Consider the following 26,368-nt stretch of genomic DNA (forward strand, 5'->3'; position numbering starts at 1 on the left):
AGTGAAACAGACGCATAGGCAGAATCTGGTGAAGTCCAACATGGCCCGGAGGATCCGATGACCGTTAATGTTCAATTCCGGTTTCGCAGCGGCTTGCTGTCGACGGCGTTCGACAATGTCCGTCTCCGCGGCAGTTGGGACGAGCAGGGCCGTCCCTCGAACGAGTGGACATCTGTTCCGATGCAGCGCTCTCGCGACGAGGATGGTTATGATGTCTTCGTCGCCAGGGTTTCTTTTCCCGATGACGAGATCGGTACGCATTTTCGCTGGGGGATCGAACTCGATCGACCCGGCGCTTCAAGCCTGTGGGCGATCGCCGCCGAATTGGACGACGAGGCCTCTGCGCGTCGCGAACGCTCCTTCGAGCTCCAGCAGGGGATAGCGCCGCAGACCTATTATCTGACATGGATCGGCCGTCTGGGGGCCAACCGGGTTGAAAGGCCCAACAGCGCCGACGGCATTCGCTTTTCGGTCTGGGCGCCGAATGCGCGAGATGTCTTGCTCGTCCTGGCCGATCCCGCCATTGGCTATATCGCCGACGACGGCACCGGAACGGTTGCAACCATCAGGATGCGCAGGACCGTTGATGGCTTCTGGAGCGTTGAAACCGGCGAGGATCACGGACTTTCCGATTTCGACAGCATGGTCGGCACGCCCTATATGTACCGCATCACCAGGGATGATGGATCGCTCGCCTACCGCACCGATATCTGGTCGCTCATGCAGATCGGCGCCGGAGACTTCGATCCGGATGGAGCGATCTATCACGGATCGCCGGCCGCATTGGACGGACCGCAAAGCTGCTCGGTCGTCTGCGATCCGAAGCGGGTCGTCCTTCCATCCGGGCAGGAGGTCGCCGCCGAGACGTTCTGGGCTGACGAATTCGTTGGAGGTCGAACACTTCCGGAGCGGCTCGAGGATCTGGTGATCTATGAACTGCACGTCGGCGCGCTCGGTTTCGGCAAGGCCGCTCCCGGCACGCTTGATGATGCCATCGCCTTCATCGAGCATCTTTCGGCACTCGGCGTCAACGCCGTGGAACTGCTGCCGATTGCGGAATTCGAAACGCGGGCCAACTGGGGTTACGGCACCTCGCATTTCTTTGCCGCCGACCAGGGGGCTGGCGGCACCGACCGGCTGAAGATGTTCGTCAAGGCCTGCCACCAGCGCGGCATCGCCGTCATTCTCGATGTTTGTTACAATCACTTCGACCCGGACGGCGAACGGGCGCAATGGGCCTATGATTCCAACGATCACACCCGCAATATCTATTATTGGTACGAGGGACGCCCCAGCGATTACGCCGATCCGACAGGCGGCTACATCGACAACATCTCTACGGGATGGGCGCCCCGCTTCGATGAGGAAGCTGTGCGCCAGCTTTTCATCTCCAGCGCGGCATTTCTCGTCTCCGTCTGCCATATCGATGGTTTCCGGCTCGATCAGACAAGTTCGATCCATCAATATCCGGTCCTGCATGCCGACGGCCGGCGCGCCGATCGGGCCGCAGCCTTCGGCGCCAAATTCCTGAAGCAATGGACCCGGACGATGCGGCTGATCAAGCCGCAGCTTTTCCTGACGGCCGAGGACTATTCGGACTGGTCGGCGATGACCGAGCCGAGCCTGACTGGCGACGGGCTCGGCTTCGATGCGACCTGGTACGGCGATTTTCATCACAACCTCGTCGAATATCACGGCGGCGCGCAGGCGCAGCTGTTGAAGAATGCCGGCTTCGGGGACAAGCGGGCGCTGACCATGTCGTCTCTTGCCGGCGCATTGCAGACGAGCGCGCGATCCAAGGTGGTCTACAACCAGTCGCATGACGATTGCGGCAATCGTGAAGGATCGGCGCGAACCGCCGTTATCGCCGTCAATTTCGCGCCGATCGTCGGTGAGACAAGGGCGTGGGCTGAGGCGAGATCCCGGTTTGCGGCGGCGATGACGCTGCTATCGGCCGGCACGCCGATGTTTTTCATGGGTGAGGAAATCGGCGCCCGGAAGCCCTATCGCTACAATGATTTCCTTGAGAACCGGGAGAATATTCTCGGCGAAGCTGATGGTAGCGGGGCAGGGATGCTCAGCTGTTATCGCGATCTGATCGCGCTCAGCGTCCATCAGGATGCCATTCGTTCGCGCAACATCGCCATTCCCTTGGTTCACGACGAAAATCGCGTGATCGCCTTTCATCGATGGAATGACGGCGAGGATTTCCTTGTTGTGGGGTCGCTGAACGACGCTCCCTTCGAACACGGCTATCAGCTGCACAGCGAACGTCTGGGGAATGATCTCTGGGAGGAGATCTTCAATACCGATGCTCACCTATATGGCGGCTGGAACGTCGGTAACAGCGGCGGAAGAATCAGAGCAACGGCGGGAGTGCTGAATGCCGTGTTGCCGGCATCAGGCGTTCTGGTTTTTCGCAGGCTGTGATGCGCCACGCCCGGAACGGTCAGACAAACCCGAGCGGCAGATTTTCCACTTTCCTGTCATTGCCGTAGTCGCGCTCATGCGGCGAGCGACGGCGGCCGTCGCGGCGAGCGGAAAGATCGATCCGGTTTTCGGCGAAAATTCCGTCGGGCCAGGTGCCGGTGTCATGGCAATCGGCGTCGATCTTGGGGGCAAGGATTTTCAGGATCATCGGGGTTCCTCCAGGCGGAGCATCAACATTTGGAAAGGGCGTCCGGTTCCTTTTATAAATCCAGAATTATTAATAAATTAACCATAAAACTTAGGAGCGAGGGGCGCGGCGGCATTCGATCCGGTCCCTCGCGAAAGGTGACATTTAGTGGATGATTGATGACGAGGACATCGACGCCAGCATCCCCTCGGTCGCCCGGATCAGCCGTGCCGTGCGCGCCATCACCTCGGTTCCGGCCTCCGTCTCGGCAATCGCGGTTGCCATACCGTCCAGTCCGTCCGCCACCTGGATCAGTTTCGGCAGCATATCGGCCCATCCGACCGCCTCAGTCGATCTGGCGAGCTTGCGCAACGCCTCCGAATAGCTCGATATCAAAGCGAGTTTCTGATCTGCGGGAATAGTGGAGAATGAGCGTTTCTCGGAAGGCGACAGCGGCAATTTCGGCATGGATGCGACCTGTCGAACTGCGTGTGAACTCGCATAGGCGTTTTTTGTTCCGAGCTGGCCCATTGCTCGATGCCCCTTCTCCTTCAGTGGAAATGGCGTTGCCGTGGAACTCCGGGACCTGGAAGGCCGTTGAGGTGCATGAACATAGGAGGCTTCCATGCAGCTGATCGATACGCGAGTTACACAGGCCGGCGACATCTTTACCGTCGAATTCTTGGGCGAGGGAGGAGAATCGATTTCCGTCAAAATCGACAACTCCCATGGCGAACTCGATGATACGACGGCGGTCGACCGCGCCAAGGTCATGATGGTTCAGCTGACCGCCTTTGCCGGCGCGGAAGCAGACGGCAGCATCAACCGCTACGATGCCTTGAGCAACGGCAATTTCGACGAAGGCAGCAAGGGCTTGATCGGCCAGCCGAGTGCGCGTTCGGCCGGCGACAGGCAAACGCTGGAAGAGGAACTCGATGAAGGCCTCGAGGACAGCTTTCCTGCAAGCGACCCTGTCTCGGCAACGGTATCGTCCATTCCCGCCAACGCGCCACGGCACTGATTGCAACACAATCTTGCAAACGCCCGCATGTTCTTAATTCCAAATACAGGTGAAGGATGTCCCGGTTCCGGCAGGCGGTCTTCACCAGCATGACAGATTGATGTCAAAACTGAGAAACAGCTGAAAACTTCAGCTGTGTGATTGACATGGGAGCCTTCTAGAGAGGGCACGAGAAGGGAGCGCCGGTGAGGCGCTGCCGACGTCTCGGAGACGGGCCCCATGAAAATCATTCAGATCACCGACACCCATTTCAGCCCCGACAAGCCGCATTTCAACGGCAACTGGGCGCCGCTTCTGAGCTGGATCGAAGAGACCGGCGCGGACCTGATCGTCCATACCGGCGATCTCACCGTCGATGGCGCCGACAACGGCACGGATATCACCTTCTCGATGGACTTGATGCGTCAGGTGTCGATCCCGATGCTGATCGTCCCCGGCAATCACGATGTCGGCCATCTCAAAGAATCGGACCAGCCGGTCAATGCCGAGCGGCTGTCCCGCTGGCGCAGCCTTGCCGGCGACGACCGCTGGCTGGAGGATTCGGCCGGCTGGCGCTTCATCGGATTGAACGCGCTGCTCCTCGGTCATGAGGATGATGAGGAGGAGGCCCAGTTCGAATGGCTCGATCAGGCGCTGTCCGGCAGGGCAGGGCGGCGCGTGGCGCTGTTTGCGCACAAGCCGCTCTTCGTCGATGCCCCCGACGAAGGCGATACCGGATATTGGAGCGTTCGCCCGGCTCAGCGCCGGCGGCTCTATGATCTGATTGCTGCCCATGACGTGGCGCTGTTTGCGAGCGGCCATCTCCACTGGGCCTGGCAGGGGCGCTTTGATAACACCCAGCTGACATGGGGGCCGTCGGCCGCCTTTATCATCGACAAGATGGAGCGGGAGATGCCTGGCGAGCGCATGATCGGCGCCGTCGTGCACGAGTTCGATACTGCTGTCGAAAGCACGATCGTCGCCGTTCCCGGCATGACCGCTTATGTGCTCGACGATGTCGCGCACGAAGTCTACCCCCAGGCGGTCAAGCAGCGGGAACCCGTCGAATGAGCGCGCTCTCGCTTCGCGGCATCACCAAGGCTTTCGGCGGCAACCAGATCCTGAGTGGCGTCAGCCTGGATATCGCCGCCGGCGAATTCATCGCGCTGGTCGGCCCTTCCGGCTGCGGCAAGAGCACGCTGTTGCGCGTCCTTGCCGGCCTCGACCATGCCGACCAGGGCGAAATCCTGATCGGCGGGCAGGATATGTCCGGCGTTGCGGCCGCCGACCGCAACATCGCCATGGTCTTTCAGTCCTACGCGCTTTATCCGCATCTGACGGCCTCTGAGAACATCGCGGTGCCCTTGGCGATGCGCCGGCTGTCGCGGATGCAGCGGCTGCCCTTCATCGGGTCTTTGATGCCGGGCCAGCGTGCCACCCGCAGGGCGATCGCCTGCGACGTCAGGGATATGGCGACGTCGCTGAAGATCGATCACCTGCTTGACCGCAAGCCCGGCCAGATGTCGGGCGGCCAGCGTCAGCGCGTGGCGCTTGCCCGCGCCATGGTGCGCCAGCCGAGCATCTTCCTGATGGACGAACCGCTCTCCAATCTCGACGCCAATCTGCGCGTCCACGCCCGCGGCGAGATCGTCGACCTGCATCGTCGCGCCGGCGTGCCGACGCTCTATGTCACCCACGACCAGGCGGAAGCGCTTTCCATGGCCGACCGTGTCGCCGTGATGATGGGCGGAAAGTTGCTGCAGATCGCCAGCCCCGAGGTCATCTATGACGATCCCGCCCATATCGAGGTCGCCCGCTTCATCGGCCAGCCGCGCATCAATCTGCTGCCGGCCTTTGCCGAAGGCGGCGTCATTCTCTGCGGCGGCCTGCGCCTGACGCTTCAAAATGCGCACGACGGGAAGATGCCGGTCACGCTCGCCATTCGCCCCGAATTCGTCTTTCTTTCCAAGAGCCGGCATGACGGCCTTGCCGCCCGGATCGAACGTGTCGAATTCCTGGGCTCCGAAGTCATCCTACATTGCCGGCTCGAGGCGATCGGCGAGACTATCGTTGCCAAGGTTCAACCGGCCGAAGCCTCCGGCCTGGTGGCCGGCGATCCGGTCGGGCTGCGGCTTTCGCCCGGCCGCACGCTGATCTTTGCCGAGGACGGCAGCCGGCTGGCCGGCGGCGTTGCAACGGGTGATGCCGGGCTCGCGATAGGCGATGTCGGGCTCGCTGCAAGCGATGCCGGGCGGGAGAGAGCGCATGGCTAGCATCGTCTCCATGGCCGTGCCACACGATGCCGCCGTTGCGCATCGGCGCAGCGAGGCCCGCACCGCCTGGATGCTGGTGATGCCGGCTATGATCCTGCTGTTCCTCTTCGTACTTTTGCCGGTCGCAGCCGTCATCGTGCTCGGCTTCACCGATTTCGAACTCGGCTACGGCAAGTTCCGTTTCGTCGGCTTCGAGAATTACGCGCACTTGATCACCGACCGCACATTCCGCAAGTCGCTGTGGAATACGACTGTGTACACGGCGCTCGTCGCACCTGTCTCGATCCTTCTCGGCCTCGGCATCGCCATGCTGATCGAGAGTGAGACTAAGGCGCGCAGCTTCTTCCGCACCGCCTATTTCCTGCCGGTCGCTTCGCTGATCGTCGCCATGGCGACCGTCTGGCAATATATGTTCCACCCCACAATCGGCCCGCTCAACGCGCTGCTGGCCCTCGTCTGGCTTCCAGGCCCGAACTGGCTCGGTAGCTCCGCCACGGTGCTCTACAGCCTCTCGATCATCGGCGTCTGGCAATCGGCCGGCTTCAACATGGTGCTGTTCCTCGCCGGGCTGACGGCGATCCCGCGCGAGCTTTATGCGGCAGCCGAGGTGGATGGCGCCAGATCCTCCCTCGACCGTTTTCTGCTCGTCACCTGGCCGATGCTCGGGCCGACGACGCTCTTCGTCATCACCATCAGCATCACCAACGCGGTCAAGGTCTTCGAGACGGTCAAAACGCTGACCGAGGGCGGCCCGAACAAGGCGTCGGAGGTGCTGCTCTTTACGATCTACCAGGAGGGCTTCGTGTACCTGCGCGTCGGTTATGCCTCGGCAATGACTGTGGTCTTTCTGCTGATCCTGGTGGTGCTGATGTTCCTGCAGTACCGCATTCTCGATCGCCGGGTGCATTACACATGATGACGAGCGCTTTTTCCCTCGGCAGGATCATCCGCCTGACGCTACTTTCCCTGGGCGCGATCATCTTCCTGTCGCCCTATGTCTTCATGATCTCGACGGCAGGCAAGGCCCAAAGCGACATCTTCACCTCGTCGCTGTCGCTGATCCCGGCACACTTCACCTATGCCGAGAATTTCGCCAAGGCCTTGAGCCGAGTGCCGATGGCGCAGCTATTGTGGAACGGCGTCGTCGTCTGTGGGCTGATCTTCTTTTTCCAGGTGCTGGTGGCGATCCCCTGTGCCTACGCTATGGCGAAGCTGCGCTTCGGCGCCGCCCGCGCCATGATGGTGCTTGTCATGCTCGGCCTGCTGGTGCCGATCCATGCGACAGCGCTGCCGCTCTATGTCGCCTTCGATCGTGCCTCGCTGCTCAACAGCTATGCCGCCCTTGTCGCGCCCTTCACCATTTCGGTCTTTGCGATCTTCATGTTCCTGCAGTTCTTCCGCGCCATGCCCGACGATCTCATTCATGCCGCGCGTCTCGATGGCATGTCGGAACTCGGTATCGTCGCCCGCGTCATCGTGCCGAATGCCTGGCCGGCGGTCACCGCCTTCGCCATCTTCTCGGTCGTCGCCCATTGGAACGATCTCTACTGGCCGCTGATCGTCATCAGCAAGCAGGACTACGCCACACCACCGCTTGGTCTGATGTATTTCCGCGCCGCCGAGGCCGGCGACGACTACGGCGCGCTGATGGCGGCGACACTCATCATTACCCTTCCCCTCGTCATCGCCTTCCTGCTTGCGCAGAAGCGCTTCGTCGAGGGCATCACCATGACCGGTCTCAAAGGCTGACCGGTTTCAACCCAGGAGAACGAGCGATGAAACATATCACCCAGCTTCTCGCCGCAGCGGCCGTCTCGATGGCAATCGCGCTTCCCGCGCATGCCGAGACGACGCTGACGGTTCACTACCCGATGCCGGGCTTCTTCAAGGACGTGATGGACACGATCTCGAAGAAGTTCATGGAAGAAAACCCCGATATCAAGATCCAGTTCGCCAGCCCCTCGGCCACCTATGAAGAAGGTATCCAGACGATCCTTCGCCAGGTCGGCACCAGCGAAATGCCCGATATCACCTTCATCGGCCTCAACCGCCTGCGCATGCTCGACGAACGCGACGTCGCCGTCGATCTCGGCCCGCTCGTCAAGAAGGACGGCAACATGGCCGAGCAGGGCTTCTCCGACACGATCCTCAAGCTCGCCCAGGTCAAGGGCAAGCAGGTGGGCCTGGCTTTCGCGACTTCCAACCCGATCATGTATTACAACGCCGATCTCGTGAAGGCGGCCGGCGGCGATCCTGAAAATCCGCCGAAGACCTGGGATGAGGTCATCGCGCTCGGCGGCAAGATCAAGGCGCTCGGCAATGGCGTCGACGGCATCGATTTCCGTTGGCAGGGCGATGACTGGATGTTTTCGGCACTGCTCTTCGGCGCCGGCGGCAAGATGCTGAGCGATGACGAAAGCAAGGTCGCCTTCAACGGCCCGGAAGGTCAGAAGGCCGTCGAGGTCCTGCATCGTCTGGTCACCGAAGGCGGCATGCCCGTCTTCACCAAGGCCGCCGGCGAACAGGCTTTCGCAGCCGGCAAGGTCGGTTTCGAGTTCCAGACCACAGGCGCGCTGCGCAACACGATCAAGAATGTCGGCAACAAGTTCGATCTGCGCACCGCCAAGATCCCGCTGATCGATCCGGTGAACGGCCGCCTGCCGACCGGCGGCAACGCCGTCGTCATCCTGACGCATGATGCCGCCAAGCAGGGTGCCGCCTGGAAGTTCGCCAAATTCGCCGCCGGCCCTTATGGCGCTTCCGTCGTCGTGCCCGGCACCGGTTATGTCCCGAACAACGAGCTGGCCGCGAAGTCGGCCGATTATCTCGGCGATTTCTACAAGCAGAACCCGCTGTTCCAGGCAGGCCTCAGCCAGATGCCGGTGATGATCCCCTGGTATGCCTTCCCAGGCTCGAACGGCGTCAAGGTCACGCAGACGATCGTCGACAATCTCTCGCGTATCGTCGACCAGTCGGCCGAACCGAAGGAAGCGCTCGACGACGCAGCCGCCGATGTCGAGGGCATGCTGCCGCGCAGCTGATCGCCGTCTGTCAAGAATTGGGCTGCCGCGAAGACGCGGCGGCTTTTCTATTCCGGGGCGGGGGTAATGGCGCGCACCGTGCCGCCGCGGCGCAGCGTATAGGCGACATCGAGATGGCGCGCGGGGGCGGCATTCTCCGCCATGTCGAGAAGCAGCGAGGCGGCCGTCGCCCCCATGCTGGCATCCGGCATTTCGATGGTCGTCAGCGGTGGATCGATCAGCCGGCCGATGGCGATGCCGTCGAAGCCGGCGACCGAAACATCCCCAGGCACGGAAAGCCCCTCGCGCTTCAGCGCGCCGATGACGCCGAGCGCCAGGAGATCGTTGGAGGCGATGATCGCCGTCGGCGCAAGCGAAGTCATCGCGACGCCAAGATCGAGCTGGTCATAGCCGCTGACGAAGGGGATCTGCACGGCATCGAGGGATGTCAGTCCGTTCTCGGCCATGGCGTCGAGATAACCGCGGTAGCGAAGGTGGGCGCGGTCGGAGGTAGCAAAATTGCCGGAGAGAAACAGAATGCGGCGATGGCCCATGCCGATCAGGAAGGTCGTGATCTCGCGGCCGGCGCCACGATTGTCGGCGGTGACAGCCGCCGGAAACTGCGCTGTCGGCAGGTTGTTGAGCAGCACCGTCGGCGGCAGCTTCGCAAGCAGCGCCTTGCTGGTGGATGGATCGCAGACGGTGAGGATCAGCCCGGTCGGCCGGTCGTTCAAGAGTGCGGCGACGGCATCGGCCTCGCGCGCCGGATCGTAATTCGACTGGGCGATCAAGACGCCATGCCCGGCTACCAGCATGCGGTTCTGGATGCTCGACAGCGACGAGGCAAAGACCGGATTGGTGATGCTTGGGATCAGCACGCCGACCACAGGCCTGCGTCCCAGCCGCCCTGCAGACAGGCCGGCCGGGCGATAGCCGAGTTCGGCGGCCGCACGGCGCACCTTGCGCACCATCAGGTCGCTGGCGGGTCCGTTGCGGTTGAGAACCCTGCTTGCGGTCGCCAGCGAGCATCCTGCCCGGAACGCGACCTGCTCCAATGTCGCCATCGAAAGCGCCTCCTGGTGACAGCATCGAGGCGCAATCCTTTAGGCGGGTTCGATGACAATGGTCTGACACCTAGAGCATGATGCCGAAAAGTGTGAGCGGTTTTCGGACGACCGGGCCTAAAATCATCCTGTTCTAGGCAGAGTTATCTACTTCTTATTCATTACACACATGGAAGTTGATGGGAAATGCAACCTGTGGAATAGTCAGATTGACGCCATCTACCCTCTTCATTCTCATCATCTGGGCAAGAATGTCTCACAAAAAAATGGAATGCTCCACGGTGTGCTGGTTTCTCGCGACGGTCTTCCTCGTCGCAAACTTCACGTCGCCAGCCTATGCGGACAGCCCGTCCGTGCCCTGGCCACAAACGCAAAGCGACATTCAAGCCGACCCCCATGTGCGTTTCGGCATGCTCGCCAACGGCATGCGGTTTGCGATCATGCGCAATGTCACGCCACCCGGACAGGCAGCGATCCGCTTTCGCATTGGCTCCGGTTCGCTCGATGAAAACGACAACCAGCAGGGTCTGGCGCATGTTCTCGAGCACATGGCCTTCAAGGGTTCGACACATGTCGCCGAAGGCGAGATGATCCGTATCTTGCAGCGCAAGGGTTTGGCCTTCGGGCCGGACACCAACGCCCATACCTCTTATGACGAGACTGTCTATGCACTCGATCTGCCCGAGGTCGATGCAGACACGGTTTCGACGGGCCTGATGCTGATGCGAGAAACGGCGAGCGAGCTGACCCTCGACGCCGGCGCCTTCGATCGCGAACGCGGCGTCATCCTGTCGGAGGAGCGGCTGCGCGACACGCCGCAGTATCACGCGGCGCTCGAGATCATGAATTCATTGCTCGCCGGCAAGCGCGCGACCATGCGGGCGCCGATCGGTAAAGCCGACATCATCAGCAATGCGCCTGTGGCCCTTGTCCGTGATTATTACCGGGCCAATTACCGACCCGATCGGGCAACGCTGGTGGTGGTGGGCGATATCGACCCCGCCGCCATGGAAACGGAAATCCGGCAGCGCTTCGGCGACTGGAAGGCTGTGGATCCGACGCCGACAAAACCGGATCTCGGCACGCTAGCGACGAAAGGCGAAAGCGCCGACCTCATCGTTGTTCCCGGCGGCATGACGAGCGTACAGGTCGCCTGGACGCGTCTCTATGACGCGGCGCCTGACACCTTCGCCAAGCGCCGCGCTGAGCTTATTGAAAATCTCGGTCTCATGGTGCTCAATCGCCGGGTGAGCACCATCGCCGGCAAGGCGGATGCTCCATTCATCAGTGCGGGCATCGGCTCTCAGGATCTCCTCGATGCCGCTCATGTCGTCCTGATCGCGGCGAACTCCGAGCCGGACAAATGGCAGGCGGCGCTCACGGCCATCAACCAGGAACGGCGTCGTATCCAGGAGTTCGGCGCTACGCAGGCGGAGATCGATCGCGAAATTCTCGACTATCGCTCGGCCCTGCAGGCTGCTGCGGCCGGAGCCGCGACGCGCACGACCACCGACGTCGCTTCCATGCTGGCGAGCAGCGTCGATGACGATCAAGTCTTCACCTCTCCTGCCGAAGACCTCTCGCTGTTCGAGACGATGACGAACGGCGTCACGGCGGCCGAGGTCAATCAGGCCCTGCAGCGTGCTTTCTCCGGCAACGGTCCACAGGTCGTGCTACAGGCGGCCCAATCACCTGAGGGCGGCGCCGACGCGGTTCGGCAAATCTACGATGCGTCAAATGCCGTTGCCGTCTCGGCACTATCCAGTGCAGCTGACGTTGCCTGGCCCTACGCCCATTTCGGCGCGCCGGGCGCTGTGGTCGAACGCCGCGCCGTCGACGATCTCGGCTTGACCATGGTGCGCTTTTCCAACGGCGTGCGGCTTACCGTCAAGCCAACCAAGCTGCGTGCCAACGAAGTGCTGGTGCGCGAAGATATCGGCGGCGGTCGGCTGGACCTGCCGCACGACCGTTCCACCCCGATCTGGGCATCTCCGGCCGTCGTGCTGTCCGGCGTGAAGGCCATGGATTACCAGGATATCCAGAAGGCGCTGACGGCCAACATCGTCAGCATCGATTTCTCGGTAGGCGACAGCTCCTTCAGGTTCGACGGTCATACAAGGACTGAAGATCTTGCGACGCAACTGCAGCTCATGACCGCATACACCTCCGATCCCGCCTATCGCCCCGAGGCGTTCAAGCGCGTGCAGCAAGCCTATTTGAGCGGTCTCGATCAGTATGAGGCGACGCCCGGCGGCATTGTCAGCCGCGATTTCCCAGGTCTCGTGCATTCGGGCGACCCGCGCTGGACCTTCCCCGATCGCGGGCAGCTGTCGGCCGCTCATCCAGACGATTTCGAGGCGCTGTTCCGGCCTGTGGTCTCCAACGGTCCGATCGATATCACCATCGTCGGCGACGTGACGGTGGACGACGCGATCCGGCTGACAGCTGAAACCTTTGGCGCCTTGCAGCCGCGCCCGGAGACGACGTCGAGCGACGATCGGGCCGACGTGCGTTTTCCGGCGACAACCGGGAAGCCCGTTGTGGAGACCCATAACGGCAGGGCGGATAACGCCGCCGCCGCGGTAGGGGCTCCGATTGGCGATTTGCTTTCCGACCTGCCGCGGTCCTTCACCGCCAATCTCGCCACCCAGATTTTCCAAAACAGGTTGATCGACCAGTTTCGCATCGCAGAAGGAGCAAGCTATGTGCTGGAGGGCGATGCTGACCTGTCAAGTGAAGTCCCTGGCTACGGCTACGCATATTTCTACGTCGAGACAGACCCGGCAAAGGTCGCGCGCTTCTACGCACTCGTCGACGAGATCGCCAAGGATCTGCGATCGCATGATGTCTCCCCGGACGAACTTGCGCGCGCCCGGGAACCCATCATCGAGACACTGAAGCATCAGCAGCAGGGTAACGAATATTGGATTGAATATTTGCGCGGCGCTCAGGCGGATTCGCGCGGCTTAGACCGGATACGCGACAATCTCGGCGGCTACGACAAGGTCGCCGCCGCAGATATCCGCGCGTTTGCCACGACTTATTTCAGCCCGGAAAAATTCTGGAAATTCGAAGTGCTGCCGCCGGCGGTGCGATAGGTCGTGGGCACGGCTCAGGAACGGCGTTTGACCACGCGCATATTCATCTCCGAGCGAAGCGCAAAGCCGTGGGTCTTGTAGAGCGAAATGGCCGATGTGTTCGCCGCATAGGCGTGCAGATAGGCGGTGTCGCCGCTCGATGCGATTTCGCCGGCAACGAAGCGGAAGAGCAGGGTGCCGAGGCCGCGTCCCTGGAAATCGGGATGGGTGCAAAGCCCGCTGAGCTCGATGAAGCCTGTCTGCCGCATCCGTTGCCCGGCCATCGCCACCAGGCGGTCTTCGCTCTTGATCCCCCAGAAGCTGCCGAGGCTTTGGGCTCGCAATGTGAACGGCCCGGGTTTGGTCAGCGTCGCCAGCGCCAGCATGTCGGCGGCATCGGCCTCCGTCAGCGGCTCTATGCGGGGATCGGAAATTCTTTCGTGGGGCCGCGCGGCAACCATCTGGACCACTGATGCCTCCGTGACGACGGCTAAACCCGGTGGGATGGCGATCGGCCCCGCCTCGACGAGAATCATGCTCTCCTCCGATGCCGGCAGCTTCTCCAAGGCGTCGAGGCTCTCAAGCGCATCGTCGGCAGGCGCCGCGAAGGGGACAATGGATGGTGGGTATCGCCGCGCGTTTTCATTGCCTTCAGCAAGATTGGCATGAGCGGTCTCCAATGCGCTCCAGATCGGCCGGTCGAGGATATGGGGCATTATCTTTCCTCCTTGGCGGCGTTGCGGCGCGCAAGCGGCACCGCCGCAAGCCCGTCCTCGATGGCCGCGAGCTGTTCGAGGATCGGCCCGTCGAGATTGCCGCAGAGATCTGCAACGGCGGCGGCGATGCGCGGCCAGATCACCTTTTTCGAATGATCGACGAGGTCCTGTCCCTTGTCGGTCAGCGAGACCAGTCTGCGACGCTGATCATCTGGGGCGGGCTGCATGTCGACGTAACCGAGTTCGAGAAGCTGGCCGATGGTACGCGTTGCACCGGGCTGGGTGATACCCACCGCCTGCGCAAGCTCGCCGATCGTCAGTGGCCCAGACCGGTCGATCGCTGCAAGGAATGGATACTGGCCCGCCTGGATGCCAAGGCCCGCTTCGTCGATGACCTGCTGCGTATCGGCCTGCAGCCTTTCTCCGATGCGCCGCAGCCGGCTGCCCATGCACAGAAACCCGAGCGTCCGGACCACATCCTCGACCATGCCGATCTCCATTTGTATTGGGTGTTATATAACGTGTTATAGATTAAATGGCAATTCTTCTGCACAACGGGCCCGCAGATGAGGCCAGGGCAGGGCGGCACGAGGAAGTGCTTCAATCAGCCCCGCCATTTCCTGGCCATCAGAAACACCGCCAGCACGCAGCTGAGCAGGCCAAGGGACAATGGCAAACCCTGATGTCCGATCAGTTGCATCGCCAGTCCTGTCGCCGGCGAGCCGATGATGCCGCCGATGCCCCATACCAAGGCGAACGCGGCGTTACCGACGATCAGGGCCTGACCGGTGAAACGCTCGGCGAGTTGGATCAGCGACAGGGTGTAGATCCCGAACGAGACCCCACCCCAGACGAAGACGAGCGGCCAGATGAGCCACGTGGTGAAGGCCGACGGCAGCAGAAGGCAACCGGCGAGGCAAGCCAGGACGCAGAAGAGCATCATCCCCGTCGAGCCGAACCGTTCGGCCAAGCGCCCAAGCAAAATCTGCAGCACGGCATTGCCGGCGATGAAACAGGTGATGAGCGAAGCGATGCGCTCCTCGGCGCTGCCGAGTGCTGCGCCATAGACCGCGAACAGGGAAAGCAGGATCTGCTCGAAGGCGGCAGCGGTGAAAACCGCAAACAACAGCAGCGGTGCCAGCGCGAAGAAGCGGCCCACCGATGTTGCCTCGCCTTCATCAGGCATGTCGGGCAGGCGTGGGACGACCGCAAGCACGATCAGGCCGCAGAGGAGGAGGGCCGCAATACCGATCAGGAAGGGCGGCCAACCCTCAGTGCCGGTGAGCCAGAGCGACAGCGGGCCGATGGCGAAGCCGCCCGAAACGATCGACGAATAGAGTCCCATGATCCGGCCCCGGCGCGGCGCCGGCGTGATCGCGATCAGCCAGGTCTCGCTGATCACGTAAAGCGGATTGGCGAAGACGCCGAGCAGGAAGCGCAATGGCATCCAGGCCCACACGTCCTCAGCCCAGGCGATCGCAATCAGGGTGAGGGCGGCCAGGATCGAACACAGGATCGCCAGCCGCGCCCCACCCACGCGCCGCGAAAGCGCCGGAATGAAGAGTGCGGATAGAATGAAACCGAGCGGCGTCATCGCCGCCGACAATCCGATCAGGCCCGATGTCGTTCCCTGCCGCTCCAGGATGAAGCTGAGCAGCGGATAGGTCAGCCCCTGCGCCACGGCGAACACCGTGACCGTCGCGATGATGCCCGCCATCGCGGCCCATGGGATCCGCTCCTCTCGCGGCGATGTCGTGCCGTGCAAGTGCCGATGCGACAGGTCAGCCGGTTCCACGCAGGAAGTATCGTTCACAGTGACCTCCATAGGGTCTGAAGGACCGAGGGCCTTCTACCTGAAAGAGGATGAATTCTGCAGGATAGGGTGAGCGTCGTACTTAAGCTTTCCCAAAAAGTTCTCAAAAACGTCCAAACCGATTATAGATGCGCCCCATGCAGGGATCGCGCTTTGCCTTTGGTCCGTTCGTGCTTGATCCGGTGGCGGGAACGCTCCTTCGGAACGATGATCCCGTTGCCATTGGCCACCGCGGGGTCAAGTTGCTCGCTGCACTCGTTGAACGACCCGGCGAAATTCTCGGCAAAGCCGAACTGATGGACGCGGCGTGGCCGGGGATATCAGTCGAGGAAGGCAACCTCACTGTCCAGATCGCCCAGCTGCGCAAGCTGCTTGGTCCGCGCGCCGACGGCGGCGAATGGATCTCCACGGTGCCGCGCGTCGGCTACCGCTTCATTGGCGCCATCAAACAGCTCGGCGGCGTCAAGCGAAAACCCTTACCGCTGCCTGACAAACCATCAATAGCAGTGCTTCCCTTCGTGAATATCAGCACTGATCTCGAGCAGGAATCCTTCGCGGACGGGCTGACCGAAGACCTGATCACCGACCTCTCCAGGATGCCGGGTCTGTTCGTCATCGCCCGCAACTCGGCCTTCGCCTACAAGGGCAAGGCGAGGGATGTGCGCGAGATCGCCGAGGAACTCGGCGTGCGCTACCTGCTGCAGGGCAGCGCAAGACGCGCAGCGGGACAGGTGCGCATCAACGCCCAGCTGGTCGACACGCTGCGTGGCGATCATCTATGGGCGGAGCGCTTCGATCGCAGCCTGAACGATATCTTTGCCGTTCAGGACGAGGTGACGGCCATGATCGTCGAGGCGCTGCTCGGCCGGCTGCGCGCACCGCCGCCGCGCAACCGGCCCAAAAATCTCGAGGCTTACGATCTCTGCGTACGGGCGCGCAGGCTGATGGATGATTCGCCGCAGACGGCGCGAGAAGCGCATCTGATGCTGACGCGCGCGATTTCCCTCGATCCCGACTATGCCGAGGCCTATCGCTGGCTTGCCATGAACCATTGGATGGGATGGGTCCATTCCGGCGGACCAACGCACCCCACCCGTGACCTTGCCTTGGGGCTGGCGCGCAAGGCTGTCGGGATCGATCCCAACGATGCAGGCTGCCGCTGGATCCTGGCTTACCTGCTTGCCTATGAGCGCAGCTTCGACGAGGCGGAAGCGGAATTTGCCAAGGCGATCGAACTCGACCCGAACGAGGCCGACACCTTTGCGGCACTCTCCGACATCGCTGTCCTCGCCGGGCGGGTCGACGAGGGCCTCGAGCACATTGCCAAGGCCTTCCGACTGAACCCGTTTCCGGCGAGCTGGTACTATCTGGCGCTCGGCCAGGCACAATATGCCGCCGGGCAATATGCAGCCGCCGTCGAGACGCTGCGCAGCGACGAAACCTATCGCACGAGCTCACGCCGTTTCCTGGCGGCAAGCCTTGCCCAACTCGGCCGGCTCGAAGAGGCGAACGCGGAGGCCGAACTATTCCTCGTTGCCAACCCGCATTTTTCAACCCGCCACTGGGCTGCGACCGAGCCATTCCGCGACGCTCGGACGCTTAAGCATTTCATTGACGGCTACCACAAGGCGGGACTTCCGGAGTGATACCCGGTGCGCCTCATAGAGGCCGAGGTTAGATGGTGCCGGGCCGGGCGGAGGTGGTTGATTGGCTCGCGGAAGACAAAAAATCCTCTTCGGCGGTGGGCAGTTTTCCGTTTGGTGTCAGGTCGTCGACCGCTTTGGGAAGATCGCGCTTCAGTCGCTCAAGAATCTCTTGATGCGAAAGGCCGGTATTGGTAGCGATCTCGTTGAGAACGTCCGGTCCCAGTGCTTCTGCGAGCTGGCCGTCATTGATGTCCGCATTTGGACCGGGCTTTACCCACGACTCCGCCTTGTCGCCGTGACCATTCTGCTGAAACGTCTTCAACAGATCGCCGAGACCGCCGCTGACGATGCTGCCGGACGTCAGCCCGCCGAGAAGGCCGCCGAGGCCACCCGAACCGCCCAGTCCGCCAAGAATGCCGCCAAGCCCGCCGGGCTGCTGGTTTCCCGCGCCACCCTGCTGAGGGTTCTGAATGCCCCGTAGGAGCTCCCCGATCTTGTCTCTGTTTTGGTAGCCGGCAACGGCAAGGACGGCGAGAAGCGCCTTCAATTGACCGCTCATCATGATGAATCCTCCTATGGTGCTCAAAGGTGCACGCGACCCAAAGCAGAGCGCGGCATGGGCAGCAATGTCCAAGGTGGCCAAAGGTTCCGCCGGTTTGAAAACAAGGCTGCGCGACCGCATTCCCTCGACGATCTCGAAGGCCCCGGCCGTCCACCTCATTTGCTCACGCCGCGGTCAGATTTCCGGGCAGCCTCGCCGGTTTGCGAAGGTCATTCGTTCCGGTCCACGGCGCGTCATCCCTTGCACAACGATACTGCGGGGAGACATGCGTACGATCTGCGCCCTGCGAAGTCCTTCGCTGCGTGCGATGTCGAGAGCATCATCCGGGTCGCATCCTCGCGGTCCGCGCCGATCATATCCGTCATATCGGTCACGATCGCGATTACGGTCGTAAACGCCGACGCCACCGGGGCCGACCCGCAACTCCAAGTCTTGCGCGGCCGCGATTGTCGGCGAGATCGTCAATCCGCTTATTGCAGCCAAGCCGACCAGTACGAACTGAAGAGATTTCCGCATGAGTTCCTCCCATGGTCCTATGCTTATCCTAATGACAACATCGCCATGCGAGATTTGTTCCTTGAGGTAAGAGGACTCGGTGCGGGCGCCGAACATGTCGTTCGTCTCATGGAAAGCGGGTCGCATGAATTCAATTCGATGCGACCCGCTTTAAAGATCATTCGCTTCAGACAGCCATGTTCGACGCTGCCGACATCACTTCCCGAGGGGCGGGACCGCCGAACATATTGCAGCCGCCGTCCTCGGCTTCGGTGAAACACCAGCGCACGACCCCATCCCGATCGAGCAGGAATTCGCCGACAAGCTGGTCGTGGCCGGTGGCGATTACGCAGCGTCGTTCGGCGGCAACCGGTCGATCAGTCTCAGTCTGCGGAGGGCGGTTCCGCTCCGGTTTCCTGATCTGCCCCCCGGCTCTGGCCTGATTGATCGCAACGTCAGCCCTTCCGGGGACGAACCTCCATAAACACGTATGGCGCGCCGGTTCCCGACGGGATCGCATACACGTCATAGGACGCCTGCGGGTCGTCGCCCATTCCCAACGAGCCAGGCGGCATGCCCGGAACGGCTAGCCCTCGGACCGGCGGCCGTTCTCGCAGCAGGCGCTGGACGGCCTCGAGCGGCACATGTCCCTCCAGGTAGTATTCCTCGACAACGGCGGTGTGGCAGCCCTCCACCTCGGGGGGTACGCCAAGCCGCGCCTTGACGGCGGCAAGATCGTCGGTGTCGCGAGCGTCGACGGAAAATCCTGCCGCTGCCATCGCCTTCGACCATTCACGGCAGCAGCCGCAGTTCGGATCCTTGTAGACCGTCATCTTCGCTGGCGCGGCGGCGCGTGTCCCGCCGCCAAGGAACGCCAGGGCGGATGCCGCCATTGTAATGAAGCTTCTCCTGTGCATCGTCTCCACTCCTTTATGTCCTGCCGCCCGGATCGAGATCGGGCGGCAGGAGCCCACTATTTTACTTCGGTGACGGTCAACTTGCCATTCAGGCGTTCGGCGACGAACTCGATCTTCGAGCCTTCCTTCAGCTTTTCGAGCAGAGCCGGGTCCTCGACCCGGAAGACCATCGTCATCGCCGGCATGTCGAGGCCCTTCAGGTCTTCATGCTTGATGGTGACCTTCTTCGCCTTGGCGTCGACCTTGTTGACGACGCCCTTGGTGAATTCCTGGGCGAACGCACCGAAGGCCGCGCTGGCAGAGAGCAGGGCGGCTACGCCGATTTTGATCATTGCGGATTTCATCTCCATCGCTCCTTTTTGCGGATTACTTGCCATCGACGGTGACGTCGCCGTGCATGCCGGCTTCATAGTGGCCGGGGATCAGGCAGGCGAACTTGAACTCGCCGTCGGTGGTGAACTTCCAGACGATCTCGCCGGATTGGCCGGCCGGAAGGCGGATCGAGTTTGGATCGTCATGTTCCATCTCGGGGAACTTCTCCATGACCGCCTTGTGCTCGAGAATCTTGTCTTCCTGATCGAGCACGAATTCGTGGTCGACGGTTCCGGCGTTCTTGATCGCGATCTTGACCGTCTGCCCCTTGCGGACGTTGAAGACCGCGGGGGTGAATAGCATCTTCCCGTCGTTGGTTTCCTTCATCGTGACGCGGATTGTCTGCGTCGCCTTGGCCTTGTCGCCGGGTTCGCCGATGGCCATTTTCTCGCCGTGGCCGCCGGCATGATTGCCGGAGGCCGTGGCAGGGGTCGCGAGGGCGACGAGCGCCAGTGCCAATACATAGTTCTTCATGAGTAGATCCTCTTTTGATGTCGGAGATTGGGCCTCAGCCGTTTGTCGGCTTCGGCGAGATTTGCGTTTTCGCGTCTTTGGCCTTGGTTGCGTCCGGCAGTTCGCCGGTCCATTCCCAAGCCTGGGTCCCGGGCGGGTTTTCGTACCAACCCGGATCAGAGTAGTCGCCCGCCGAGATGCCCTCGCGGACCTTCACGACCGAGAACATGCCGCCCATCTCGATGGGGCCATGCGGGCCCCAGCCGGTCATCATCGGAATGGTGTTCTCGGGGATAGGCATTTCCATTTCGCCCATATCAGCCATGCCCTTGGTACCCATGGGCATGTATTCCGGCTGCAGCTTCTTGATCTTCTCGGCGACCTTCGACTTGTCGGCCCCGATGAATGTCGGGATGTCATGTCCCATGGCGTTCATCGTGTGGTGTGACTTGTGGCAGTGGATCGCCCAGTCGCCGAGGTACTTGGCGTCGAACTCGTAAGCCCGCATCGCGCCGACCGGGATGTCGATGCTCACCTCCGGCCACCGCGCTTCCGGCCGCACCCAGCCACCGTCCGTGCATGTCACTTCGAAGTCGTAGCCATGCATGTGGATCGGATGGTTGGTCATCGTCAGGTTGCCGACACGGACCCGCACCCTGTCGTTCTTGGAAACGACGAGGGGACTGATGTCCGGAAACACGCGGCTGTTCCAGCACCACATGTTGAAGTCAGTCATCTCCATGATGCGGGGCACGTAGGAGCCAGGATCGATGTCGTAGGCATTGAGCAGGAAGACGAAGTCCCGGTCGACCGGCATGAACTTCGGGTCCTTGGGATGGATGATGAACATGCCCATCATGCCCATGGCCATCTGCACCATCTCGTCGGAATGCGGGTGGTACATGAAGGTGCCGGATTTCACGAGGTCGAACTCGTAGACGTAGGTCTTGCCGACTGGAATATGCGGCTGCGTCAGGCCGCCGACGCCGTCCATGCCCGACGGCAAGATCATGCCATGCCAGTGGATCGTCGTGTGCTCGGGCAGCTTGTTGGTGACGAAGATGCGGACGCGATCTCCCTCGACAGCCTCGATCGTCGGTCCCGGTGACTGTCCGTTGTAGCCCCACAGATAGGCGGTCATGCCGTCGGCCATTTCGCGTTCGACCGGTTCGGCGACGAGGTGGAATTCCTTGACGCCATTGTTCATCCTGTGCGGCAGGGTCCAGCCGTTGAGGGTGACGACCGGCTGGTAGTCTTGACCAGAGGTCGGGTGAAGCGGCGGCTGCATGTCCGCCGATTCCATCGTCGGGGCGTCGGGCAGGCCCATCGCCGACGTCTTCGTCCAGGCGGCTGTAGTGAGCAGAGCGGCGCTGGCTCCAAAAAGTTGTCGTCTGTTGAACATGGTATGTCCTTTCTCAATGACCGCCGCCAGCGCTGCCTTCGGAAGCAGCGGCGACCTCCGTCTCTGCCGACGCCTTCGCCGCGCCGCCGCCGTAGATCGCCGGCGCGAGGTCGGCTTCGGCCAGCCAGAAGTCGCGCTTTGCGTTGACGGAGAGCAGGGTGGAGTTGATCTTGTCGCGGGTGTCGGTCAGCAGCTCAAAGGTGTTCGAGATCATGCCGTTGTAGGTCAGCAGGGATTCCTCCTCGACCTTGGTGCGCAGCGGCACGACGCTGTTGCGGTAATGCCGCGCGATGTCGTAGTTCGAGCGGTAGGCCTCGTATGCTGAGCGCGCTTCCGAGCGAACGTTGACGGCCTTCTCCGCGAGCTGGTTCGCCGCTCGCATGTATGCCACCTCGGCCTTGCGCATGCGGGCCTTGCCCGTGTCGAAGATCGGGATGGCGAACTCAAGCTCGACCTGGGCGGTCGTCCTTGTCTTCTTCTTGTCGTCCTCGATCTCCCGTTCCGTCTCGAAGCCGGTCAGGATTTCGAGGTCGGTGACATAGCGGGTCGCCTCGGTCAGGCCGTAGGACCTGGCAGTGGCCTCGAGTTCGAGTTTTGCGACCTGGAGGTCTATCCGGTTTCGGAGTGCTTCGGCCTCGATGGTATCGCGTCTGACGACGGACTTGGGCAGCGATGGCAGGCTGTTCGGAACCTGGTAATCCAGGTCGGAGCCCCAGAGACCCATCAGCCGCGTCAGCTCCTCCTTGGCGAGACGGGCCGCAAGGCGGGCTTTCGCGGTCTCTCCGGCGAGTTCGGCGACGAACACATGTTCGCGGGCCTGGGCGCCCTTGGCCATCGCACCGGTCTCGCCCAGCTTCTCGGCGAGCTCCGAAGCCGCGTCCGCCGCCGCCTGGGCACGCTGGAGCTGCCCGACGTTCTCCCATGACGCCACCGCCCCGATCCAGGCACGCCGCGTATCGGCGGCGACCTGAAGCGTTTTCACGGCGGCGGTCAGTTGCGCCTGCCGGAAGCGGGTGTCGGCGATCGCCATGTCCCTGTTCCGCGTCGCGAGCGCCAGGATGTTCGTCGTGATCATCCCCTCGATGGTCTTGAACGCCTCCAGTTCCGGCGTGCCCATGCCTGTCGTACCGATGGAAACGGTCGGGTTGATGAGCATCGTCGACTGCCAGGCGTCGGCCGCGCTGTCGCCGAGATCGGCGTAGGCGGCCTGGAGGCCCTTATTGTTGAGCAGCGCGATCTGGACGGCCGTCTCGACATCGAGGACTTTCCTTCGCGCGAGCAGGCTTTTGACCTCAGCGGCGGCCGACCGGGCCTGGTTCTGGTTCTGGATCCAGACCGTCCGCTTCGCCGTCACGATCGCGGTCTTGTCGGCAACGGAAGCGAAGCCTGCTTGCTTGCTGGAATATTCGGCGCCCGGGACACAGCCGCTCAGCACCAACGGGAACGCCAGCACGGCCGTTAATTTTCTAAGGTTCTTCACGAGGCGTCTCCATTCGTTGGAGACTGCAGATCGTTCTGCCTACGCCACGGCTTGGGGTCGACCGGCTGCCTGACGACGTAGCCCGAGATCGGCGACCGGTACACGACCGGGCGCGCGGAAGGCTGTTCGACCGTGGCGGAGGACGCCACCACGTCGGGAGGAAGCGTGGATGCGCAGCCGCCGATGACAAGCGGCAGCCCCACCACGAAAAGCGAGGGTTTCATTATGAAATTTCCAAATAAGAGATAGCCTACGGGCGCTCGCCTGAACAAAGGCGGGTGTCCGGCTGGACCCGATCAAGCGGGTATGTCTCTATTCAGATATTCGGGGGACGGTGGAGGGGCGGCAGTTCGCCAACGGTCGTCCGGTCGTCGACGAACTGCCGGATCGAGGTCACGACGGGTCCGCCGACGTCGGGGCCTTCACAAATGATGCCAAGCCCGCCACAGAAATCCTTGCAGCATTCCTGCTTGACGAGCTTCGAAGCACTATCGCCATCATCGGATACGTCGCCATGCGAGTGGTCGTGATGGGCCGCCTCCGTCATGTCGTGGCCTTCGTGGGATGGTGTCACGTCCGAGACGACGGCTTTCAGATCGGGGAACGAGGAGCCATGCATCGCGGCGTTGGCGTTCGACAGCGAGTACCCCGCCAGTGATACGATGATCACCAGCCGCATCATCACGAGCAGCCTGCTCACTGTGATTCGGTACATCTTGCCCATTCCCAATGACCTACATGCAATGCAGCCCGATTTCAATTAAGACCTATGTGTCGTCGATGTTCGAGTCCTTTATGTGGCGCGAACATCACGTTGCGCCCAGGCTAGAGCTTCCAACCGTGGTAAGGTCAACAGGAGCTGTTCTTTTCTGACCGTGATCGATTTCGCATCCTACTTCGGCCTATTCGCCGCGGCTTTTGGGGCGGCAACGATATTGCCGATGCAGTCGGAGCCTGTGCTGGTGGGCCTTCTTCTTACTGGCAATTGTCCGTTCTGGTTCTGCTCGCCGTCGCCAGCGTCGGAAACACGCTTGGAAGCATCGTCAATTGGTTCCTCGGTCGCAGCATCGAAAAGTTTCGGGGTCGGCGCTGGTTTCCAGTCGGGGAGGAGGCACTCGAACGTTCGTCCCGCTGGTACAGGAAATACGGGAAGTGGACGCTGCTCTTGTCCTGGATGCCACTCTTCGGCGACGCTCTGACCGTTGTCGCCGGCGTGCTGAGGGAGCCGCTGCTTCCGTTCATGACCCTGGTGTTCATTGCCAAGACAGGACGCTACGTCGTTCTGACCCCGGTCACTTTACAATTTTTCGGCTGATTGCGCCCGACGCGGCAACACCATCCGGTCGACCGTCTCGTCACGGGCGACCAGCGTGTGCCAGGCCGCTGCTGCGAGGTGCAGCGCGACCATCGCCAGGATAATCCTCGACCCGATCACGTGATACGGCGCGATGGCGAACCAGAGATAGCTCGCGACGAACCCCATGCAGGCCTGTCCGATAATTGCGGCGTAGAAGGCGTGGTGAAGAGCCGTTGCGGCCCGCCCGGCCCATGAACTAGGCCCGCTGGTTTCGGGCGGTTGAAGGAGACGAAGAACCAGCCGCACGCCCATCAGCAAGCCGATCACCATTCCGGCATAGTTGTGAACTTGGTGCTGGGCGACGTCCCAGTATGCCGGCGTCATGCCCATGTGGACGGCGTGGTGGGTTCTCTCGATGCTGCCGCCCGTCAGATACTGCACCGGCACCAACAGGGCGACCAGCCAGTGAAGTCCAATCTGGGCCAGCGAGTAGCCACGTTTCATTGATCCTCTCCGAGCGAGAGGTGCAGCCTAACTGGCGACAGTTAATGCTTTCTCATTGCGGGTTGCCAAAAGATCTGAGTGCTACAGATCAACCGTCGATCGGAAGCCGGGAATGCTCCGAAATCTGCGCCCACTGTGCCAAGGACTGTGAACGCGTCGGCGATATGTAGAGCTGCGTCGACGCCTGTCGCTATTGCGCGCCGAGAGCTGTGAGCGAATATGGTGGCCGGCTGACGGGGTGCGCATCCGCCCTCTTGCGGCCCAGATAAAGACGGATATCCGCCCACGGCATCGGATATCCGTTGCAAAACCATGGTCATCAATCCGAGCGGCGGCGTGGATGAGATTAACAGCTGACGCGAACAAATTCGGACTGTTCGCCTTCATGACGGCGATCCTGATGACAGCGGCCATGTCTTCGGCCGCGGAGGACGTCGTCGCCATTCGGCAGGCGGACATGAAAGCCATGGCCGCAGCGGCGAAGACGATTTCCGGCATGTTCAAAGATCCGACGACCTACAAGGCCAACGAGTTCAAATGGGCGGCCGACACCATCCGCGACAGGTCTGGTGGCGTTCTGTCTGTACATTTCGTGTCCGAGGCCGACAGTCGGCAGTCGAAGGCCGGGCCGAACATCCTTAAGGAGCGCGAACGGTTTGACAGCATCGCCAACGATCTGCGCGACTACGCCGTCGCGCTGGACGCCGCCGCGCAGAACAACCCAGGACAGATGTCCGCCAGCATGCGCATGAAGCCTGGAGAGGCCATGGGCGGCGGCCCGCTCGGCACCCACGTCCGCAACGAGCAGGAGCTGCTGGCAATGCCGGCGGAACACGCGTTCCACCTCATGCTTCAGACCTGCACGACCTGCCACGCCAAGTTCAGGATGGAATAAGGCGATCACGCGGGACCGGATATTGCTCGCCTTGTTCAAGCGTCCGACTTTCAAGCACGGCCTCATTCGCTTCAAACAGCCATATTCGACGCTGCCGACATCACTTCCCGAGGGGCGGGACCGCCGAACATATGGCGACCACCATCCTCGACTTCGGTGAAACACCAGCGCACGACCCCATCCCGATCGAGCAGGAATTCGCCAACGAGCTGGCCGTGGCCGGTGGCGATCATCTGCTTGTCATCCTCGGTGATTTCATAGCCGTCCGCCTTGTCGAGGAATTCCGACGCCGCCATCGGGTCCATAGGCGCTGGAAGCTCGCCCGGCATGTCGATGCGCATCGACATCACCGTGTTCATGCTGACTTTGCGCGGCCACTCATTCTCATCTTCGGTGAATTGAAGATTCGGCAGGCCGAAGGCCCTGTGCGATACCCGTTCCGGGTCCGAGGCCGCCAGCAGATTGGGAAGCGGATGGTAGCGGAAATAGAGGCGAGCGCGGTCGATCGGCGTGTTGACGACGGTCAGGCTGTCGATGCCCTTCTCTTGCAATGCGCCGGTGAGTTCAGCCATGGCGGCGATCTGCCGGCGACAGAAGGGGCAATGCAATCCGCGGAACAACCCGACGAACACCGGCTTCTGGCCGCGAAAATCGTCGATGGCAACCTTGCCCTGGCGGGTGATCGCATCCAGCACCACGTTCGGCGCGCGATCTCCCGGCTGCAATGGTCTTGCGGCGTGGTTCTCCTGCATGTTTCGTTCCTCC

27 protein-coding genes and 2 pseudogenes are annotated in these 26,368 nt (G+C 61.9%); 11 read left to right on the forward strand and 18 right to left on the reverse strand.

Annotated elements, in window-relative coordinates; genetic code table 11:
- Window positions 1-57 precede the first annotated feature (57 nt).
- Window positions 58-2,430, forward strand: coding sequence for an alpha-amylase family glycosyl hydrolase (locus tag B5P46_RS24165; RefSeq protein WP_129420915.1), 2,373 nt, complete (start codon window positions 58-60; stop codon window positions 2,428-2,430).
- A 19-nt stretch (window positions 2,431-2,449) separates the two neighbouring features.
- On the opposite strand, the gene B5P46_RS24170 is transcribed toward B5P46_RS24165, so the two are convergent.
- Together B5P46_RS24170 and B5P46_RS24175 are read right to left on the reverse strand one after the other, a co-directional pair.
- Entirely contained in the window at window positions 2,450-2,638 is a 189-nt protein-coding gene (locus B5P46_RS24170) for a hypothetical protein (protein WP_029875172.1), read from the reverse strand.
- A 144-nt stretch (window positions 2,639-2,782) separates the two neighbouring features.
- Window positions 2,783-3,085, reverse strand: a complete 303-nt coding sequence (locus B5P46_RS24175; protein ID WP_206735395.1) for a hypothetical protein — start codon at window positions 3,083-3,085, stop codon at window positions 2,783-2,785.
- A 157-nt stretch (window positions 3,086-3,242) separates the two neighbouring features.
- Between B5P46_RS24175 and B5P46_RS24180 the strand changes: the two genes are divergently transcribed.
- From B5P46_RS24180 to B5P46_RS24205, 6 genes are all read left to right on the forward strand, one after another.
- Window positions 3,243-3,638 (forward strand): hypothetical protein, encoded by a 396-nt coding sequence (locus tag B5P46_RS24180; RefSeq protein WP_129420917.1) that lies wholly within the window; start codon window positions 3,243-3,245, stop codon window positions 3,636-3,638.
- A 219-nt stretch (window positions 3,639-3,857) separates the two neighbouring features.
- Window positions 3,858-4,688 (forward strand): metallophosphoesterase family protein, encoded by an 831-nt coding sequence (locus B5P46_RS24185; RefSeq protein ID WP_129420918.1) that lies wholly within the window; start codon window positions 3,858-3,860, stop codon window positions 4,686-4,688.
- Complete coding sequence (locus B5P46_RS24190) at window positions 4,685-5,890, forward strand: ABC transporter ATP-binding protein (RefSeq protein WP_129420919.1); 1,206 nt, start codon at window positions 4,685-4,687, stop codon at window positions 5,888-5,890. Before B5P46_RS24185 ends, B5P46_RS24190 begins: the two co-directional genes overlap by 4 nt.
- Complete coding sequence (locus B5P46_RS24195; protein WP_129420920.1) at window positions 5,883-6,806, forward strand: carbohydrate ABC transporter permease; 924 nt, start codon at window positions 5,883-5,885, stop codon at window positions 6,804-6,806. Before B5P46_RS24190 ends, B5P46_RS24195 begins: the two co-directional genes overlap by 8 nt.
- Window positions 6,803-7,639, forward strand: coding sequence for a carbohydrate ABC transporter permease (locus B5P46_RS24200; RefSeq protein ID WP_129420921.1), 837 nt, complete (start codon window positions 6,803-6,805; stop codon window positions 7,637-7,639). Before B5P46_RS24195 ends, B5P46_RS24200 begins: the two co-directional genes overlap by 4 nt.
- Window positions 7,640-7,665: 26 nt before the next feature.
- On the forward strand, window positions 7,666-8,931 hold the full coding sequence (locus B5P46_RS24205) for an ABC transporter substrate-binding protein (protein WP_129420922.1): 1,266 nt from the start codon (window positions 7,666-7,668) through the stop codon (window positions 8,929-8,931).
- 47 nt (window positions 8,932-8,978) lie between these two features.
- Here B5P46_RS24205 and B5P46_RS24210 read toward each other — a convergent pair whose 3' ends face one another.
- Window positions 8,979-9,974: a substrate-binding domain-containing protein gene (locus B5P46_RS24210; RefSeq protein WP_129420923.1), complete on the reverse strand. Its 996-nt coding sequence runs from the start codon at window positions 9,972-9,974 to the stop codon at window positions 8,979-8,981.
- A 179-nt stretch (window positions 9,975-10,153) separates the two neighbouring features.
- Here B5P46_RS24210 and B5P46_RS24215 point away from each other — a divergent pair, with 179 nt between their 5' ends.
- The gene (locus B5P46_RS24215) at window positions 10,154-13,072 is read left to right on the forward strand and encodes a M16 family metallopeptidase (protein ID WP_129420924.1); all 2,919 of its coding nucleotides are present in this window, start codon (window positions 10,154-10,156) and stop codon (window positions 13,070-13,072) included.
- Between the two features lie 14 nt (window positions 13,073-13,086).
- On the opposite strand, the gene B5P46_RS24220 is transcribed toward B5P46_RS24215, so the two are convergent.
- The 3 genes from B5P46_RS24220 to B5P46_RS24230 form a co-directional block, all read right to left on the reverse strand.
- The gene (locus B5P46_RS24220; protein WP_129420925.1) at window positions 13,087-13,767 is read right to left on the reverse strand and encodes a GNAT family N-acetyltransferase; all 681 of its coding nucleotides are present in this window, start codon (window positions 13,765-13,767) and stop codon (window positions 13,087-13,089) included.
- The gene (locus tag B5P46_RS24225; protein WP_129420926.1) at window positions 13,767-14,255 is read right to left on the reverse strand and encodes a MarR family winged helix-turn-helix transcriptional regulator; all 489 of its coding nucleotides are present in this window, start codon (window positions 14,253-14,255) and stop codon (window positions 13,767-13,769) included. The genes B5P46_RS24220 and B5P46_RS24225 overlap by 1 nt, the downstream gene beginning before the upstream one ends.
- 116 nt (window positions 14,256-14,371) lie before the next feature.
- Window positions 14,372-15,592 (reverse strand): MFS transporter, encoded by a 1,221-nt coding sequence (locus B5P46_RS24230; protein WP_129420927.1) that lies wholly within the window; start codon window positions 15,590-15,592, stop codon window positions 14,372-14,374.
- A gap of 125 nt (window positions 15,593-15,717) precedes the next feature.
- On the opposite strand from B5P46_RS24230, the gene B5P46_RS24235 reads away from it, so the two are divergent.
- Complete coding sequence (locus tag B5P46_RS24235; RefSeq protein WP_129420928.1) at window positions 15,718-17,226, forward strand: winged helix-turn-helix domain-containing tetratricopeptide repeat protein; 1,509 nt, start codon at window positions 15,718-15,720, stop codon at window positions 17,224-17,226.
- Between the two features lie 28 nt (window positions 17,227-17,254).
- Here B5P46_RS24235 and B5P46_RS24240 read toward each other — a convergent pair whose 3' ends face one another.
- The 10 genes and pseudogenes from B5P46_RS24240 to B5P46_RS24285 all read right to left on the reverse strand — a co-directional run bounded on the left by B5P46_RS24240 (window position 17,255) and on the right by B5P46_RS24285 (window position 23,622).
- The gene (locus B5P46_RS24240; RefSeq protein WP_129420968.1) at window positions 17,255-17,788 is read right to left on the reverse strand and encodes a YidB family protein; all 534 of its coding nucleotides are present in this window, start codon (window positions 17,786-17,788) and stop codon (window positions 17,255-17,257) included.
- A gap of 174 nt (window positions 17,789-17,962) precedes the next feature.
- Window positions 17,963-18,304, reverse strand: coding sequence for a hypothetical protein (locus tag B5P46_RS35070; RefSeq protein WP_129420969.1), 342 nt, complete (start codon window positions 18,302-18,304; stop codon window positions 17,963-17,965).
- Between the two features lie 166 nt (window positions 18,305-18,470).
- A pseudogene (locus B5P46_RS24250) lies at window positions 18,471-18,626 on the reverse strand (AhpC/TSA family protein); the annotation flags it as partial.
- A 112-nt stretch (window positions 18,627-18,738) separates the two neighbouring features.
- A complete protein-coding gene (locus B5P46_RS24255) occupies window positions 18,739-19,200 on the reverse strand; it encodes a DUF411 domain-containing protein (protein WP_129420929.1) in 462 nt (153 codons plus the stop codon).
- A 56-nt stretch (window positions 19,201-19,256) separates the two neighbouring features.
- Window positions 19,257-19,544 (reverse strand): copper-binding protein, encoded by a 288-nt coding sequence (locus B5P46_RS24260; RefSeq protein WP_129420930.1) that lies wholly within the window; start codon window positions 19,542-19,544, stop codon window positions 19,257-19,259.
- A gap of 22 nt (window positions 19,545-19,566) precedes the next feature.
- Window positions 19,567-20,046 (reverse strand): cupredoxin domain-containing protein, encoded by a 480-nt coding sequence (locus B5P46_RS24265; protein ID WP_129420931.1) that lies wholly within the window; start codon window positions 20,044-20,046, stop codon window positions 19,567-19,569.
- Window positions 20,047-20,080: 34 nt separating this feature from the next.
- Window positions 20,081-21,427 carry a multicopper oxidase family protein gene (locus B5P46_RS24270; protein ID WP_129420932.1) on the reverse strand — a complete coding sequence of 449 codons (1,347 nt, stop codon included), beginning with the start codon at window positions 21,425-21,427 and terminating at the stop codon, window positions 20,081-20,083.
- Window positions 21,428-21,440: 13 nt separating this feature from the next.
- The gene (locus tag B5P46_RS24275; protein WP_129420933.1) at window positions 21,441-22,907 is read right to left on the reverse strand and encodes a TolC family protein; all 1,467 of its coding nucleotides are present in this window, start codon (window positions 22,905-22,907) and stop codon (window positions 21,441-21,443) included.
- Window positions 22,904-23,131 carry a hypothetical protein gene (locus B5P46_RS24280; RefSeq protein ID WP_129420934.1) on the reverse strand — a complete coding sequence of 76 codons (228 nt, stop codon included), beginning with the start codon at window positions 23,129-23,131 and terminating at the stop codon, window positions 22,904-22,906. Before B5P46_RS24280 ends, B5P46_RS24275 begins: the two co-directional genes overlap by 4 nt.
- Window positions 23,132-23,223: 92 nt before the next feature.
- On the reverse strand, window positions 23,224-23,622 hold the full coding sequence (locus B5P46_RS24285) for a hypothetical protein (protein WP_129420935.1): 399 nt from the start codon (window positions 23,620-23,622) through the stop codon (window positions 23,224-23,226).
- A 160-nt stretch (window positions 23,623-23,782) separates the two neighbouring features.
- On the opposite strand from B5P46_RS24285, the pseudogene B5P46_RS24290 reads away from it, so the two are divergent.
- A pseudogene (locus tag B5P46_RS24290) lies at window positions 23,783-24,222 on the forward strand (YqaA family protein).
- On the opposite strand, the gene B5P46_RS24295 reads toward B5P46_RS24290, so the two are convergent.
- Window positions 24,205-24,708 (reverse strand): cytochrome b, encoded by a 504-nt coding sequence (locus B5P46_RS24295; RefSeq protein ID WP_129420936.1) that lies wholly within the window; start codon window positions 24,706-24,708, stop codon window positions 24,205-24,207. The pseudogene B5P46_RS24290 and the gene B5P46_RS24295 sit on opposite strands and share 18 nt — an antisense overlap.
- Window positions 24,709-25,048: 340 nt before the next feature.
- Between B5P46_RS24295 and B5P46_RS24300 the strand changes: the two genes are divergently transcribed.
- Complete coding sequence (locus tag B5P46_RS24300) at window positions 25,049-25,603, forward strand: cytochrome c (RefSeq protein WP_129420970.1); 555 nt, start codon at window positions 25,049-25,051, stop codon at window positions 25,601-25,603.
- A 71-nt stretch (window positions 25,604-25,674) separates the two neighbouring features.
- On the opposite strand, the gene B5P46_RS24305 is transcribed toward B5P46_RS24300, so the two are convergent.
- The gene (locus B5P46_RS24305) at window positions 25,675-26,355 is read right to left on the reverse strand and encodes a peroxiredoxin-like family protein (protein ID WP_129420937.1); all 681 of its coding nucleotides are present in this window, start codon (window positions 26,353-26,355) and stop codon (window positions 25,675-25,677) included.
- Window positions 26,356-26,368 lie beyond the last annotated feature (13 nt).

The organism is Rhizobium leguminosarum, from assembly GCF_004123835.1.
In the GTDB taxonomy this organism is placed as follows: Bacteria; Pseudomonadota; Alphaproteobacteria; order Rhizobiales; family Rhizobiaceae; genus Rhizobium; species Rhizobium leguminosarum_M.

Excerpts from the sequence above, each read along its gene's own strand:
- B5P46_RS24165 (WP_129420915.1), top strand. The coding sequence starts at position 58 with ATGACCGTTAATGTTCAATTCCGGTTTCGCAGCGGCTTGCTGTCGACG.
- B5P46_RS24170 (WP_029875172.1), bottom strand. The coding sequence starts at position 2,638 with ATGATCCTGAAAATCCTTGCCCCCAAGATCGACGCCGATTGCCATGAC.
- B5P46_RS24175 (WP_206735395.1), bottom strand. The coding sequence starts at position 3,085 with ATGCCGAAATTGCCGCTGTCGCCTTCCGAGAAACGCTCATTCTCCACT.
- B5P46_RS24180 (WP_129420917.1), top strand. The coding sequence starts at position 3,243 with ATGCAGCTGATCGATACGCGAGTTACACAGGCCGGCGACATCTTTACC.
- B5P46_RS24185 (WP_129420918.1), top strand. The coding sequence starts at position 3,858 with ATGAAAATCATTCAGATCACCGACACCCATTTCAGCCCCGACAAGCCG.
- B5P46_RS24190 (WP_129420919.1), top strand. The coding sequence starts at position 4,685 with ATGAGCGCGCTCTCGCTTCGCGGCATCACCAAGGCTTTCGGCGGCAAC.
- B5P46_RS24195 (WP_129420920.1), top strand. The coding sequence starts at position 5,883 with ATGGCTAGCATCGTCTCCATGGCCGTGCCACACGATGCCGCCGTTGCG.
- B5P46_RS24200 (WP_129420921.1), top strand. The coding sequence starts at position 6,803 with ATGATGACGAGCGCTTTTTCCCTCGGCAGGATCATCCGCCTGACGCTA.
- B5P46_RS24205 (WP_129420922.1), top strand. The coding sequence starts at position 7,666 with ATGAAACATATCACCCAGCTTCTCGCCGCAGCGGCCGTCTCGATGGCA.
- B5P46_RS24210 (WP_129420923.1), bottom strand. The coding sequence starts at position 9,974 with ATGGCGACATTGGAGCAGGTCGCGTTCCGGGCAGGATGCTCGCTGGCG.
- B5P46_RS24215 (WP_129420924.1), top strand. The coding sequence starts at position 10,154 with ATGGGAAATGCAACCTGTGGAATAGTCAGATTGACGCCATCTACCCTC.
- B5P46_RS24220 (WP_129420925.1), bottom strand. The coding sequence starts at position 13,767 with ATGCCCCATATCCTCGACCGGCCGATCTGGAGCGCATTGGAGACCGCT.
- B5P46_RS24225 (WP_129420926.1), bottom strand. The coding sequence starts at position 14,255 with ATGGTCGAGGATGTGGTCCGGACGCTCGGGTTTCTGTGCATGGGCAGC.
- B5P46_RS24230 (WP_129420927.1), bottom strand. The coding sequence starts at position 15,592 with ATGGAGGTCACTGTGAACGATACTTCCTGCGTGGAACCGGCTGACCTG.
- B5P46_RS24235 (WP_129420928.1), top strand. The coding sequence starts at position 15,718 with ATGCAGGGATCGCGCTTTGCCTTTGGTCCGTTCGTGCTTGATCCGGTG.
- B5P46_RS24240 (WP_129420968.1), bottom strand. The coding sequence starts at position 17,788 with ATGATGAGCGGTCAATTGAAGGCGCTTCTCGCCGTCCTTGCCGTTGCC.
- B5P46_RS35070 (WP_129420969.1), bottom strand. The coding sequence starts at position 18,304 with ATGCGGAAATCTCTTCAGTTCGTACTGGTCGGCTTGGCTGCAATAAGC.
- B5P46_RS24255 (WP_129420929.1), bottom strand. The coding sequence starts at position 19,200 with ATGCACAGGAGAAGCTTCATTACAATGGCGGCATCCGCCCTGGCGTTC.
- B5P46_RS24260 (WP_129420930.1), bottom strand. The coding sequence starts at position 19,544 with ATGAAATCCGCAATGATCAAAATCGGCGTAGCCGCCCTGCTCTCTGCC.
- B5P46_RS24265 (WP_129420931.1), bottom strand. The coding sequence starts at position 20,046 with ATGAAGAACTATGTATTGGCACTGGCGCTCGTCGCCCTCGCGACCCCT.
- B5P46_RS24270 (WP_129420932.1), bottom strand. The coding sequence starts at position 21,427 with ATGTTCAACAGACGACAACTTTTTGGAGCCAGCGCCGCTCTGCTCACT.
- B5P46_RS24280 (WP_129420934.1), bottom strand. The coding sequence starts at position 23,131 with ATGAAACCCTCGCTTTTCGTGGTGGGGCTGCCGCTTGTCATCGGCGGC.
- B5P46_RS24285 (WP_129420935.1), bottom strand. The coding sequence starts at position 23,622 with ATGTACCGAATCACAGTGAGCAGGCTGCTCGTGATGATGCGGCTGGTG.
- B5P46_RS24295 (WP_129420936.1), bottom strand. The coding sequence starts at position 24,708 with ATGAAACGTGGCTACTCGCTGGCCCAGATTGGACTTCACTGGCTGGTC.
- B5P46_RS24300 (WP_129420970.1), top strand. The coding sequence starts at position 25,049 with ATGAGATTAACAGCTGACGCGAACAAATTCGGACTGTTCGCCTTCATG.
- B5P46_RS24305 (WP_129420937.1), bottom strand. The coding sequence starts at position 26,355 with ATGCAGGAGAACCACGCCGCAAGACCATTGCAGCCGGGAGATCGCGCG.